Raw genomic sequence first — 13,039 nt, 5'->3', positions numbered from 1 at the left:
GCACCTAGAATCGTCCCCCGTGCCCGACGCTCCCCTTCCTCCCCTGCAGCTCACCGACGTCCAGCGCTCGGTGACCGAGGAGCTGGACCGGATCGCGCCGGTGATCGACGAGCTGGGTCGCCGCTTCGCCGACGCGGGCCACGAGCTGTCGCTGGTGGGCGGGCCCGTCCGCGACGCGATGCTCGGCCGCCACCACAACGACCTCGACTTCACCACCTCCGCCCGGCCCGAGCAGACCGAGCGGCTGCTCAAGGGCTGGGCCGACGCGATCTGGGACATGGGCCGCGCCTTCGGCACCATCGGCTGCCGCCGCGGCGAGTGGCAGGTCGAGATCACGACGTACCGCTCCGAGGCCTACGACCCCGACTCCCGCAAGCCCGACGTCGACTTCGGCGACTCCCTCGACGGCGACCTGGGCCGGCGCGACTTCACGGTCAACGCGATGGCGGTGCGGCTGCCGGGCCGCCAGGTCGAGGACCCGTACGGCGGCGTGGTCGACCTCGCCCACCGCGTGCTGCGCACCCCGGGCCGGCCCGAGGACTCCTTCTCCGACGACCCGCTGCGGATGATGCGGGCCGCCCGGTTCGCCGCCCAGCTCGGCTTCACCGTCGACGACGGTGTCCGCGAGGCGATGACCGCGATGGCCGAACGGATCTCGATCATCTCCGCCGAGCGGGTCCGCGATGAGCTGGTCAAGCTGGTGTGCGCGCCGTACCCCCGCCTCGGGCTGACGCTGCTGGTCGACACCGGCCTCGCCGCGCTGGTGCTGCCCGAGCTGCCGGCGCTGCAGCTCGAGCGCGACGAGCACCACCGCCACAAGGACGTCTACGAGCACACCCTCACCGTCCTCGAGCAGGCGATCGACCTCGAGCACCGGCTCGGTGGCGCGCCCGACTTCGTCTCGCGGTTCGCCGCGCTCATGCACGACGTGGGCAAGCCGCGCACGCGCCGGTTCGTCGACGACGGGACCGTCACCTTCCACCACCACGACGTGGTCGGCGCCAAGATCACCCGCAAGCGGATGCAGGCGCTGCGCTTCTCCAACGACGAGGTCGACGCCGTGACCAAGCTCGTCGAGCTGCACCTGCGCTTCCACGGCTACGGCTCGGGGGAGTGGACCGACTCCGCCGTGCGCCGCTACGTCCGCGACGCCGGCAGCCAGCTCGAGCGGCTGCACATCCTCACCCGCGCCGACTGCACCACCCGCAACCAGCGCAAGGCGACCCGGCTGGCGCGCACCTACGACGAGCTCGAGGAGCGGATCGCCCGGCTCTCGGAGCAGGAGGAGCTCGACTCCCTGCGCCCCGACCTCGACGGCAACCAGATCATGGAGATCCTCGGCATCGGGCCCGGGCGCGAGGTGGGCCAGGCCTACCGCCACCTGCTCGAGCTGCGGATGGACCACGGCCCGCTCGGCGAGGAGCGCGCCCGCGAGGAGCTGCTCGCCTGGTGGGCCGCGCGCTAGCACCTCCACCGGTCGGCGCCACTAGTCTGCGGCGCATGGCCAGCGCTGTGACCGCCCAGGACCTCGAGGCGACCGTCGAGGTCGCCGCCCCGCCCGCGACGGTGTGGTCCCTCGTCGCCGACCCGACCCGGGCGCGGGAGTGGAGCCCGCAGGTGCTGCGGACCTTCGTCCGCGGCCGCCCCGTCCAGCAGGGCACGACGTTCCTCAACCTCAACCACCGCGGCCCGCTCGTGTGGCCGACCACGGCGAAGGTGACGTCGTTCGACCCGCACGTGCGCTTCGCCTTCCGCGTCAACGAGAACCGCACCACCTGGTCCTTCACCCTCGCCCCCACCCCCGACGGCGGCACCCGGCTCACCAACCGCCGCGAGACCTCCGAGGGCATCTCCGGCGTCTCGCTGGTGATGACCCGCGTCGCCCTCGGCGGCGTCGACACCTTCACCGACGAGCTCCGCGCCGGCATGGCCGAGACCCTCGACAAGATCAAGGCCTCCGCCGAGGCCCTCGCCGCCGCCCGCTGACGCCTGTCGGTCGGCTCAGCCGGCCGGGCCCGAGCGCTCGGCCGGTCATGTAACGCGACGTTCGCTGCTCTGTAGGCACGCTGCAGCGTGCCTACAGAGTGGGTAGCTGCGCGTTACAGCTGACGCCGGCCGCCAGGACGGACGGCCCGAGGAACGCCGACGGCCCGCCCGGGTGGACCGGGCGGGCCGTGGGGTGGAGCGGTGGAGCGGAGCCGGGGCTCAGCGGGAGGAGGTCACTCCTCGCCGGCGATGAAGGCCTCGACGCGGCGGCGACCCTCGTCGTCGGGCAGCTGCACCGGCGGGGACTTCATGAGGTACGACGACGCCGAGATGATCGGGCCGCCGAGGCCGCGGTCCTTGGCGATCTTCGCGGCGCGGATCGCGTCGATGATGATGCCGGCGGAGTTGGGCGAGTCCCAGACCTCGAGCTTGTACTCCAGGTTGAGCGGCACGTCGCCGAAGGCACGACCCTCGAGGCGGACGTAGGCCCACTTGCGGTCGTCGAGCCACGCGACGTAGTCCGAGGGACCGATGTGCACGTTCTTGTCGTGGACCTTGCCCTTGAGCGAACCGGTGAGGTTCGAGGTCACGGCCTGGGTCTTGGAGACCTTCTTGGACTCCAGGCGCTCGCGCTCGAGCATGTTCTTGAAGTCCATGTTGCCGCCGACGTTGAGCTGGTAGGTGCGGTCCAGCGTCACGCCGCGGTCCTCGAACAGCTTCGCCATCACGCGGTGGGTGATGGTGGCGCCGACCTGCGACTTGATGTCGTCGCCGACGATCGGGACGCCGGCGTCCTCGAACTTCTTGGCCCACTCGGGGTCGGAGGCGATGAAGACGGGAAGGGCGTTGACGAAGGCCACGCCGGCGTCGATCGCGCACTGGGCGTAGAACTTGTCGGCCTCCTCGGAGCCCACCGGGAGGTAGGACACCATGACGTCGACCTGGCGGTCCTTGAGGGTCTGGACGACGTCGACCGGGTCGGCGGCGGACTCCTCGATGGTCTCGCGGTAGTACTTGCCGAGGCCGTCGAGGGTCGGGCCGCGCTGGACCTCGACACCGATGGTCGGCACGTCGCAGATCTTGATCGTGTTGTTCTCCGAGGCGTTGATGGCCTCGGACAGGTCCTTGCCGACCTTCTTGTCGTCGACGTCGAACGCCGCGACGAACTCGACGTCCTTGACGTGGTAGTCGCCGAAGGCGACGTGCATCAGGCCCGGCACGGAGCCCGTGGGGTCCGCGTCCTTGTAGTACTCGACACCCTGCACGAGGGAGGTGGCGCAGTTGCCCACCCCCACGATTGCCACTCGAACCGAACCCATCGGGTCTTCCTTCCTTGACGCTTGATCGAGGTCTGTGTGCGCTGCGCTTGCTAGGTCTGCTGTGGTGCGGTGCTGCTGTCGGAGGGCGGGGGCATCGGCTGCCCCGCGCTCAGCCCGCGCTCGGCGTTGATGAGGTCCGAGAGCCACCGGACCTCCCGCTCGACGGACTCCACCCCGTGGCGCTGGAGCTCGGCCGCGTAGCGGTCGACCTCCTTCTCGGTCATCGACAGCTCGCGCTGCACCCGGTCGAGCCGCTCCTGGAGGCGGATGCGGCGGCCCTCGAGCACGCGCAGCCGGATCTCCATGTCGGTGCGACCGAAGAACGCGAACCGGATGTCGAAGTTGTCGTCCTCCCACGCGGCCGGGCCGACCTCGGACATGAGGCGCTCGAACTCGTGGGTGCCGGCCTCGGTGACCTGGTAGACGATCCGGGGCCGACGGGTGGCGATGGCCGGGGTGCTGGTGGACTCCTCGATGAGGTTGCCCCGCAGCATCTTCTTCAGCGTCGGGTAGAGCGAGCCGTAGGAGAGCACGCGCCCCCACCCGAGCATGAGGTTCAGCCGCTTGCGCAGCTCGTAGCCGTGCATGGGTCCCTCGTGCAGCAGTCCGAGGACCGCGAGCTCGATGGTCTCCCCACGTCGTGACACGCGACCTATCGTAGCGATATATCCACCGGTTGCGAACATCCGACCTATCGGCGACGTACGACGGGCCCGGTTCCGGCCGGATGCGTACCCTGTCCTGCGGCGCGGGCCCCGTCCGGCACGGCCCGCCCGGTCCGGTGCGAGGTCAGCGTCGGGCCGTCGTGCAGCCGACAGGAGAAGCACCAGCGTGAGTGAAGGCAAGCGTCGGGCCGCCGGCCCGGCGGTCAAGAAGGCCCCCAAGCCGCCGCGCACCCGCAAGCAGAAGGTGTGGCGGGTCGCCCGGTGGTTCCTCGCGCTCGGCCTCGTCGGCGCGCTGCTGGCGGGCGCGGCGTTCCTGGTGCTCTACCAGACGATCGACATCCCGGACCCGAACGAGGACTTCGAGACCCAGACGACGTTCGTCTACTTCGACGACGGCAAGACCGAGCTGGGCCGCTTCGCGACGCAGAACCGGGTCTCCATCGACCTCGACCAGATGCCGCAGTCGCTCAAGGACGCGGTCGTCGCGGCGGAGAACGAGACGTTCTGGACCGACAGCGGCATCGACCCCAAGGGCATCGTGCGCGCGGCGTTCAACAACGCCCAGGGCGGCAACCGCCAGGGCGCGTCGACGATCACCCAGCAGTACGTCAAGATCCTGTACCTCTCCCAGGAGCGCAGCTACCAGCGCAAGATCAAGGAAGCGATCCTGTCGCTGAAGGTCCAGCGCCAGCAGAGCAAGTCGCGCATCCTCGAGGGCTACCTCAACACCATCTACTTCGGTCGCGGTGCGTACGGCGTCGAGGCGGCCTCCCGCGCGTTCTTCGACCGCCCGGCCAAGAACCTCGACCTGCGGCAGAGCGCCGTGCTCGCCAGCGTGCTGAACAACCCCACGCGGTTCGACCCGGCCAACGGCAAGGACGCCCGCGAGGCGCTGCTGGGCCGCTTCCAGTACACGCTGAACCAGATGGCCGACCTGGAGATGATCACCGCCGAGCAGGCCGAGAAGGCCAAGAAGCGGCTGCCGAAGTTCCCGAAGATCGAGGCCGGCAGCACCTACGGCGACCAGAAGGGCCACATGCTCACGATGGTCCGCAAGGAGCTGACCGAGCTCGGCTTCGACCAGGAGGAGATCGAGGGCGGTGGGCTGCGGGTCACCACGACCTTCACCCCGAAGGCGATGGCCGCGGCCAAGCAGGCCGTCGTCGAGGAGCGGCCCGAGGGCTTCAAGGACAAGGAGCTCCACGTCGGCGTCGCCAGCGTCGAGCCCGGCACCGGCGCGGTGCGCGGCTTCTACGGCGGACAGGACTACCTGCAGTCGCAGATCAACTGGGCGGTCTCCGGCGGCCAGGCCGGCTCGACGCTGAAGGCGTTCGCGCTGGCGGCGGCGATCAAGGAGGGCTTCTCGCTCAAGGACACCTTCGACGGCAACTCGCCCTTCGAGCTCCCCGGCGGCATCGAGGTCACCAACCAGGGCGACGCCAGCTACGGCTCGGCGATCAACATGATCACCGCGACCCAGAAGTCCGCGAACTCCGCGTTCGTCGACATGACGATGGCGATGGAGGACGGCCCGGAGAAGGTCGTGAAGATGATGGACGCCATGGGCGTCCCGTCCGGCGACGCCGACGAGGACGGCCCCGGCTTCCCGAGCGTCTCCCCGGGCCTCGAGCCGGTCGCCACCGTCGCGCTCGGCAGCGCGACGGTCAGCCCCATCAACATGGCCAGCGGCTACGCGACGATCGCCAACGAGGGCGTCTACGCCGAGCCGTTCATCATCGAGAAGGTCGTGGACCGCGGCGGCGAGACCCGCTACTCCCACGCCGACGAGGCTCCCGAGCCCCGGCGCGTGCTCGACGCCGACATCGCCGCGGACGTCTCCTACGCCCTGCAGCAGAACGTCACCGGCGGCTCCGGCAGCGCCGCGCTGGAGCTCGGCCGCCCGTCGGCGGGCAAGACCGGCACCGCCACCAACGGCCGCGACGAGGTCTCCTCGGCCTGGTACGCCGGCTTCACCCCGCAGATGGCGACCGCGGTGATGTACGTCCGCGGCAAGGGCAACGAGCAGCTGCTCGGCTGGCTGCCGGAGTACTTCGGCGGCTCCTACCCCGCCCGCACGTGGACCAACGCGATGCAGACGCTGATGGACGGCCTGCCGGTCGAGGAGTTCCCCGAGCCGGCGTACGTCGACGGCGACGCGCCCACCGACGGCCACGCGCCGTACGTCCCGCCGCCGTCGCCCACGCGCAAGCCGCCGCCGAGCCAGCAGCCGAGCAACGAGATCGAGTCCGAGACCCCGACGCCGACCCAGGAGCCGACGCCGACGCAGGAGCCGACGCCGACGCAGGAGCCGTCGCCGAGCTGCGACATCCTCGGCTGCGGCCCCACGGAGACGCCGCCCCCGAGCTCGCCGCCGCCGTCGCCGGACCCGACCGCCTCGGCGACGCCGGGTGCCGGGCCCTCCCGGGCCGCCGGGCCGTCGCGGTCGGCCGCGGGACGCGGCCGGGACTGACCGGCCCGTGGCGCACGTCCACCCGACCCACGAGGACCCCGTCGCCCGCGCCCTGAGCGAGGGCGTCGGCGGCCCGATGGGTCGACGCGGCGCCGGGCACCGCTGGTGGACGCCGCTGCGGGTGGTGCTGCTGGTGACGGCGGTCTGCTTCGCGCTCGGCATGGTGCAGAAGCAGAGCTGCTACGACGACACCTGGAGCGACGGGCAGCAGCGCTACTCCCACATGTGCTACTCCGACCTGCCCTACCTCTACACCGGGCGCGGCATGGTCGAGCGGGCCTGGCCCTACACCGACGACGATCAGGTCCGTGACCGCTACGAGGTCATGGAGTACCCCGTCGGCATCTCCTACTGGGCCTGGGGCACCGCCTGGGTCGCGCAGGCCGCCGACCACCTCGGGCTGCCCGACCTCGCCGAGCGCGCCGCGCAGCCGGCGGAGTCGCTCTTCGGCCGGCCCGAGGTGCAGTCGGAGATCCGGTGGTACGTCGTCGTCAACGCCGTCGGGCTCGGCGCCGTCGCCCTGCTGACCGTGTGGTTCCTGTCGCGCACGCACCGGCGCCGCCCCTGGGACGCGATGGCGTACGCCGCCTCGCCGGCGCTGGCGCTGACCGCGCTCGTCAACTGGGACCTGCTCGCGGTGGGGCTCGTCGCCGCCGCGACCTGGGCGTGGTCGCGGGACCGGCCGGTGCTGACCGGCGTGCTCATCGGGCTGGGCACCGCCACGAAGCTCTACCCGCTGTTCCTGCTCGGGGGAGTGCTCGTCATCTGCCTGCGCGACAAGCGGCTGCGCGACCTCGTGGCCGTCGCCGCGGCCGCGGCCGCTGCCTGGGTGGTGGCCGACCTGCCGGCGTACCTCTCGGGGCCGGAGCAGTGGCGGGTCTTCTGGTCGTTCAACTCCGAGCGCGGCGCCGACCTCGGGTCGCTCTGGCTGGTCGCGCAGCAGGCCGGCGACGCGGCGATCAGCGCGCACACGATCAACGTCGCCTCCTGGCTGTTCTTCGGCGCCTGGTGCCTGGCCGTGCTGGTGCTGGGGCTGCGCGCCCCGGAGACGCCACGACTGGCGCAGCTGGGGTTCCTCGTGGTGGCCGGCTTCCTGCTGGTCAACAAGGTCTACTCGCCGCAGTACGTCTTGTGGCTGCTGCCGCTCGCCGTGCTCGCCCGGCCCCGCTGGCGCGACCAGCTGGTCTGGCAGGCTGGCGAGGTCCTCTACTTCGCGGCCGTGTGGTGGTACCTCGGGGAGTACCTCGCGCCCGCCGGCGGCGGCGACGCGGGGTTCTACTGGCTCGCGATCGCCCTGCGGGTGGCCTGCGAGCTCTACCTGGTCGCCATCGTCGTCCGCGACGTCCTGAGCCCCCGGCACGACCCGGTCCGCGACGGCGCTTACGTCGCCCCGCCCCCGCGCCTGGCTCGCACGGGCTGACCCCGGGGAGGACTGACTACTCGACGAGCACGCGGTCGAACGCGGTGGCGGTGAACCGCACGCGCACGTCGACCTCGTCGCCGACGTCGGGCACGTCCGAGCCCGAGGGCAGGAAGAGCATCGAGGCCTGCATGTGCGGGGGCTCGGCGAAGAGCCGCTGCTTGCCGTCGATCGAGAACGGCGAGCGGACGAAGCCGACCGCGTCGAGGCCGCCGCGGGCCAGCGTGGCCGCGCGGGCCTTGAGGCCGGAGTCGCCGGTGGGGGCCTCGAGGCCGATCCCGTGGGCGGTGCCGCCGCTGACGACGAGCAGGTGTCCGGACTTCGGCGCGGTGCGCCCGCGGTAGCCGAAGGAGTCGCCGCGCTCGACGGCGTGCACGTCGAGGACGGTCGCGGTCACCCGCAGCGCGCCGCGGTCGCCGAGCCACAGGCCGGTCCCCGTGCGGGGGCGGATGTCGTAGTCGGCGTACGACGCCCCCAGCGTGGCGAGCTCGGCGTCGGTGAGGTGGCTGACCCAGATCGTGCGGGTGTCGAGCTCGGCGGCGACCACGTCGTTGAGCAGCCGCTCGACCTCGCCGAGGTGGGAGCCCTGGGCGAGCGGGAGGTGGAGGGCGACGCCCTCGAGCCGGGCGCGGGGGTGGTCGGCGACGCTGCGCGCGGCGGCCCACAGCTCGCGGGCGGTGTGGCCGTGGCGCTGCATGCTGGTCATCCGCTCCAGCACGAGCCGGGCGTCGGGCTGCCGGGCGAGCAGGTCGTCGACGTCCTGCGGGCGGCTGACCGTGTGGACGACGCGGTCGGCGAGGGCGGGGTCGAGCTCGAGCGCGGCGCCGAACGGCCGCCAGGGGGTGAGCACGAGCAGGCTGCCGTCGAAGCGGCTCGCGACGTGCGGCAGCTCGTCGTAGGTCCCGACGGCGATGGTGTCGACGCCCAGCCACTGGCTCTTGCGGGCGAGCCGGCCGAGGGTGAACCCGTAGCCGTTGCCCTTGCAGACCGGCACCACGCCGGGGTGGGCGTCGGCGAAGGAGCGCAGGTGGGTGCGCCACCGCTCGCCGTCGACGTGCAGGACCAGGCTCATCAGCCGCGTCGCTTCATGTAGAGCTCGAAGGCCTTGTAGAGCGGCTTGACGAGCGGGAGGTCCCACTCGCCGACCAGCTCGACGGCCTCGCCACCCGTGCCGACCTTGAACTGGATGAGCCCGACGTGCGGGTCGTCGGGGTCGAGGGTCTCGGTGATGCCGCGCAGGTCGTAGACGTCGGCGCCGGCGGCGATCGCGGCGCGCATCATCGCCCACTGCACGGCGTTGGAGCCGCGGACGTCGCGCTTCTCGGTCGACGAGGCGCCGTAGGAGTACCACGCGTGGGCGCCGACGCGGATCGCGATCGTGGCCGCCACCAGGTCGCCCTCGTGCCGCGCGAGGTGCAGCGTGATCCGGTCGGGCTCCTCGGCGGCGAGGGCCTCGACCATGGTGCGGAAGTACGACAGCGGCCGCGGGGTGAACCGGTCGCGCTCGGCCGTGTGCACGTAGAGGTCGTGGAAGGCCCGCAGCTGCTCGAGGATCCCCTCCGCGGAGCTGGTGGAGGTCACCTCGACGCCGGCCTTGGCGGCCTTCTTGATGTTGCGGCGCCACTGCTGGTTCATCCCGGCGAGGACGTCGTCCTCCGAGCGGCCGGCCAGCGGCACCTGGAAGACGTGCTGCGGCTGCCCGGCGGCGAACCCGCCGGCGACCGCCTGCGAGCGCCAGCCCAGCTCGCGCAGCTGCGTGACCACGCGGGCGCCGGTGCCGTCGCGCTCGGTCGGCGCGAGCTCGCCCAGGCGGCGTACGCCGTCGGCGGCGATGCCCTCCTTGATCGTGGCCGCGTCCCAGCGGCGCGTCACGACCGGCGGACCGATCCGCACGCCGAACGCGCCGTGGCCCTTGACGTGCGCCGCGAGCGGCCGCAGCCAGGCCCCGAGGTCCTCGTCGGTCCAGTCGACGACCGGGCCCTCGGGCAGGTAGGCGAGGTAGCGGCGCACCTTGGGCAGCTGGCGGTAGAGCACCAGGGCCGCGCCGACCGGCTCGGTCCCGCCGTCCTCGAACCAGCCGATCGACTGGCGCCGCCACTCGGACTTCACCTTGCCCCACGCGGGGGTCTGCAGGAACGACGTGGATCGCTGCGCCCGCACGAAGGCGAGGTGCTCGGTCTCGGAGATCTCGCGGACGGTCAGCACGGTGGCGAGGCTACTTGCCCTCAGACCCGCTCGCGCAGCCAGGCGAAGTCGGCCCGGTGCCGCTCGGCGTCCCCGGGGGTCTCGCAGACCACGGGCGCCCCGGCGTCGCGGACCACGCCGGCGAGCAGGTCGGGGTCGATCGTGCCGGCGCCGAAGTTGGTGTGCCGGTCGGCGCCGGAGTCGAAGGCGTCGCGGCTGTCGTTGCAGTGCACCAGGTCGATCCGGCCGGTGATGCGGCGTACGTCGTCGACGACCGTCTCCAGCGCGTTGCCGCCGGCGTGGGCGTGGCAGGTGTCGAGGCAGAACCCCACCTGGTCGAAGCCCTCGGCGGTGGAGATCGCGTCCCACACCCGGCCGATCCGGTCGAGGTAGCGGGCCATCGCGTTGTCGCCGCCGGCGGTGTTCTCGATCAGCAGCGGCACCTTGATGTCGGTCGCCTCGACGGCCTTGCGCCAGTTGTCGAACCCCTTCTCGGGGTCGTCGTCCTTGTTGACGTGGCCGCCGTGGACGATCAGCCCCTTTGCCCCGACCTCGGCCGCGGCGTCCATGTGCTGCTGGAGCAGCTTGCGGCTGGGGATCCGGATGCGGTTGTTGGTCGTGGCGACGTTGATGACGTAGGGCGCGTGGACGTAGAGGTCGACGCCGGCCGCCTCGGCGGCCTCCTTGAGGGCGGCCGCACCGCCGGCGTACCGCACCTGGGGGCCCTTGTAGTCCTGCGGGTCGCCGAGGAAGAACTGCACGAGCGGCGCCTGGCGGGCCTGCGCCTCCGCGACGGGATCGGTCTGGTCGACGTGGGCGCCGATCGGGAGGTCTGCGGGGGTGTCCTGGGCCATGACGACCACCCTACGAGTGGCCACCGACGCTTGATTTCGGGGCGGTCCGCGCGCGCTGGTACCTTGTCCTGTCCTCGCGTGACCACCCACCGACGGGTCCGGGAGCCGGGGACACCCGCTGTGCCGCTCCGGCAGCCCGGCGGGACGCAAGCCCTCCTGCCACGGAGAGACCGTGGCCGCCGAAGTCCACAGGAGGTGGAGACCGCTTTGCGTGCTTATGAAGTCATGGTCATCCTCGACCCCAGCCTCGACGAGCGCACTGTGCAGCCCTCGCTCGACCGCTACCTCAACGTCATCCGCAACGACGGCGGCTCGGTCGAGTCCGTCGACGTGTGGGGACGTCGTCGCCTCGCCTACGAGGTGAAGAAGAACGCCGAGGGCATCTACGCGGTGATCTCGATCAACGCCGAGCCGGCGACGGTCAAGGAGTTCGACCGTCAGCTCACGCTCAACGAGTCCATCCTGCGCACCAAGGTCATCCGCCCCGACGCTCGCTGAGCCCTCCCGGACCTGTTCCGGGTAGCCAGCCGCGTCGTCCCTGTGGACGACCACTTCCCGCTGTCGGCGGCAGCCGTCACGATGAGCGGGACGCACACGACTCTGACCAGCACGAAGCCAAGGAGACCCTCATGGCAGGCGAGACCGTCATCACGGTGGTCGGCAACCTCGTCGACGACCCGGAGCTGCGCTTCACCCCCTCGGGTGCGGCCGTGGCGAACTTCCGGATCGCGTCGACGCCGCGCACCTTCGACCGGCAGACCAACGAGTGGAAGGACGGCGACGCGCTGTTCCTCTCCTGCTCGGTCTGGCGGCAGGCCGCGGAGAACGTCGCCGAGTCCCTGCAGCGCGGCATGCGTGTCGTCGTGCAGGGCCGCCTGAAGTCCCGCCAGTACGAGACCCGTGAGGGCGAGAAGCGGACCGTCTTCGAGATCGAGGTCGAAGAGGTCGGTCCGTCGCTGAAGTACGCCACGGCCAAGGTCACCCGCGCGCAGCGCTCCGGTGGCGGCGGCGGTGGCGGGTTCTCCGGCGGCGGCGGTGGTGGCGGCGGTGCCGCCTCCTCCGGCGGTGACGACCCGTGGGCCACCCCCGCTCCCCAGCAGGGTGGCGGCGGCTACGGCGGCGGCGCACCCCAGGGTGGCGGCCAGGGCGGCGGTTACGGAGGCGGCGCACCCTCGGGTGGCGGCGCTCCCGCGAACGACCCCTGGGGCGCTCCGGGCGTGGGCTCCGACGAGCCCCCGTTCTGACCCGCACCCGCTCCGGGCCCTCGGCCCACCGGCTGGTCCCAGCACCACCCATCCACGCACATCCCTCAACCATTCCGCCCCTGCCCGCCCCCGTGGCGGCGCCGGGTCGGGCTTCTAGGAAGGAAGCACCACAATGGCCAAGGCAGTGATGCGCAAGCCCAAGAAGAAGGTTTGCCAGTTCTGCAAGGAGAAGGCGACCGGTGTCGACTACAAGGACACCACGCTCCTCCGCAAGTTCATCTCGGACCGCGGCAAGATCCGCGCCCGTCGGGTGACCGGCAACTGCGTCCAGCACCAGCGCGACGTGGCCACGGCCGTCAAGAACGCCCGTGAGGTCGCCCTGCTGCCCTACACCTCGACCGGTCGCTGAGAGGAGCGGGAACGATGAAGCTCATCCTGACCCAGGAGGTCACCGGCCTCGGTGGCCCCGGTGACGTCGTCGAGGTGAAGGACGGCTACGGCCGCAACTACCTCGTCCCCCGCGGTGTCGCGATCCGTTGGACGCGCGGCGCCGAGAAGACCGTCGAGTCGATCAAGGCTGCCCGCGCCACCCGCGCGGTCCGCGACCTCGGCCACGCCGAGGAGATCAAGACCAAGCTCGAGGCGAACAGCGTGGCCGTCAAGGTCCGCGCCGGTGCCGGCGGCCGCCTGTTCGGCGCCGTCACCACCGCCGAGATCGCCGAGGCCCTCACGGCCACCTCGGGAGAGCAGGTCGACAAGCGCACGATCGCGATCAAGAACCCGATCCGCGGACTCGGCAACCACGAGGTCTCGGTCCGGCTGCACGACGAGGTGTCCGCCACGGTGGCCCTCAACGTCATCCCGGCCTGACCCCCCGCTGCCGCTCGCGGCGGCACCGCAGCACCCAGCAGCACAACGCCAGGGCCGCCCCTCCTC

General features: G+C 71.7%; 13 protein-coding genes. 8 read left to right on the top strand and 5 right to left on the bottom strand.

Going from position 1 to position 13,039, the window contains the following annotated elements:
- Positions 1 to 19 precede the first annotated feature (19 nt).
- Positions 20 to 1,465: a CCA tRNA nucleotidyltransferase gene (locus QWY29_RS07265; protein WP_300960066.1), complete on the top strand. Its 1,446-nt coding sequence runs from the start codon at positions 20 to 22 to the stop codon at positions 1,463 to 1,465.
- A 35-nt stretch (positions 1,466 to 1,500) separates the two neighbouring features.
- Positions 1,501 to 1,986 carry an SRPBCC family protein gene (locus QWY29_RS07260; RefSeq protein WP_300960064.1) on the top strand — a complete coding sequence of 162 codons (486 nt, stop codon included), beginning with the start codon at positions 1,501 to 1,503 and terminating at the stop codon, positions 1,984 to 1,986.
- Between the two features lie 233 nt (positions 1,987 to 2,219).
- Here the strand turns inward: QWY29_RS07260 and QWY29_RS07255 are convergent, their stop codons facing one another.
- Positions 2,220 to 3,305 (bottom strand): inositol-3-phosphate synthase, encoded by a 1,086-nt coding sequence (locus QWY29_RS07255; RefSeq protein ID WP_300960063.1) that lies wholly within the window; start codon positions 3,303 to 3,305, stop codon positions 2,220 to 2,222.
- A 50-nt stretch (positions 3,306 to 3,355) separates the two neighbouring features.
- Positions 3,356 to 3,952 carry a PadR family transcriptional regulator gene (locus tag QWY29_RS07250; RefSeq protein WP_300960061.1) on the bottom strand — a complete coding sequence of 199 codons (597 nt, stop codon included), beginning with the start codon at positions 3,950 to 3,952 and terminating at the stop codon, positions 3,356 to 3,358.
- 184 nt (positions 3,953 to 4,136) lie between these two features.
- Between QWY29_RS07250 and QWY29_RS07245 the strand changes: the two genes are divergently transcribed.
- On the top strand, positions 4,137 to 6,440 hold the full coding sequence (locus QWY29_RS07245; protein ID WP_300960060.1) for a transglycosylase domain-containing protein: 2,304 nt from the start codon (positions 4,137 to 4,139) through the stop codon (positions 6,438 to 6,440).
- A gap of 7 nt (positions 6,441 to 6,447) precedes the next feature.
- The gene (locus tag QWY29_RS07240) at positions 6,448 to 7,860 is read left to right on the top strand and encodes a glycosyltransferase family 87 protein (RefSeq protein WP_300960058.1); all 1,413 of its coding nucleotides are present in this window, start codon (positions 6,448 to 6,450) and stop codon (positions 7,858 to 7,860) included.
- A gap of 16 nt (positions 7,861 to 7,876) precedes the next feature.
- Here the strand turns inward: QWY29_RS07240 and QWY29_RS07235 are convergent, their stop codons facing one another.
- Genes QWY29_RS07235 through QWY29_RS07225 form a run of 3 tightly spaced genes read right to left on the bottom strand, consistent with a single transcriptional unit; the run spans position 7,877 to position 10,898 of the window.
- The gene (locus QWY29_RS07235) at positions 7,877 to 8,932 is read right to left on the bottom strand and encodes an alanine racemase (protein WP_300960057.1); all 1,056 of its coding nucleotides are present in this window, start codon (positions 8,930 to 8,932) and stop codon (positions 7,877 to 7,879) included.
- Entirely contained in the window at positions 8,932 to 10,062 is a 1,131-nt protein-coding gene (locus QWY29_RS07230) for a lipid II:glycine glycyltransferase FemX (RefSeq protein WP_300960391.1), read from the bottom strand. The genes QWY29_RS07235 and QWY29_RS07230 overlap by 1 nt, the downstream gene beginning before the upstream one ends.
- A gap of 23 nt (positions 10,063 to 10,085) precedes the next feature.
- Complete coding sequence (locus QWY29_RS07225) at positions 10,086 to 10,898, bottom strand: deoxyribonuclease IV (protein ID WP_300960056.1); 813 nt, start codon at positions 10,896 to 10,898, stop codon at positions 10,086 to 10,088.
- A 207-nt stretch (positions 10,899 to 11,105) separates the two neighbouring features.
- On the opposite strand from QWY29_RS07225, the gene rpsF reads away from it, so the two are divergent.
- The 4 genes from rpsF to rplI all read left to right on the top strand — a co-directional run bounded on the left by rpsF (position 11,106) and on the right by rplI (position 12,973).
- The gene (gene rpsF, locus QWY29_RS07220; RefSeq protein WP_166189603.1) at positions 11,106 to 11,396 is read left to right on the top strand and encodes a 30S ribosomal protein S6; all 291 of its coding nucleotides are present in this window, start codon (positions 11,106 to 11,108) and stop codon (positions 11,394 to 11,396) included.
- 131 nt (positions 11,397 to 11,527) lie between these two features.
- Complete coding sequence (locus QWY29_RS07215) at positions 11,528 to 12,142, top strand: single-stranded DNA-binding protein (protein WP_300960053.1); 615 nt, start codon at positions 11,528 to 11,530, stop codon at positions 12,140 to 12,142.
- Between the two features lie 133 nt (positions 12,143 to 12,275).
- The gene (gene rpsR, locus QWY29_RS07210; protein WP_154612378.1) at positions 12,276 to 12,512 is read left to right on the top strand and encodes a 30S ribosomal protein S18; all 237 of its coding nucleotides are present in this window, start codon (positions 12,276 to 12,278) and stop codon (positions 12,510 to 12,512) included.
- Between the two features lie 14 nt (positions 12,513 to 12,526).
- Positions 12,527 to 12,973, top strand: a complete 447-nt coding sequence (rplI, locus tag QWY29_RS07205; RefSeq protein ID WP_300960051.1) for a 50S ribosomal protein L9 — start codon at positions 12,527 to 12,529, stop codon at positions 12,971 to 12,973.
- The last annotated feature ends 66 nt before the right edge of the window (positions 12,974 to 13,039 follow it).

Source organism: Nocardioides abyssi, assembly GCF_030412915.1.
In the GTDB taxonomy this organism is placed as follows: Bacteria; Actinomycetota; Actinomycetes; order Propionibacteriales; family Nocardioidaceae; genus Nocardioides; species Nocardioides abyssi.
This window is presented reverse-complemented; position numbering and strand designations above follow the sequence as displayed.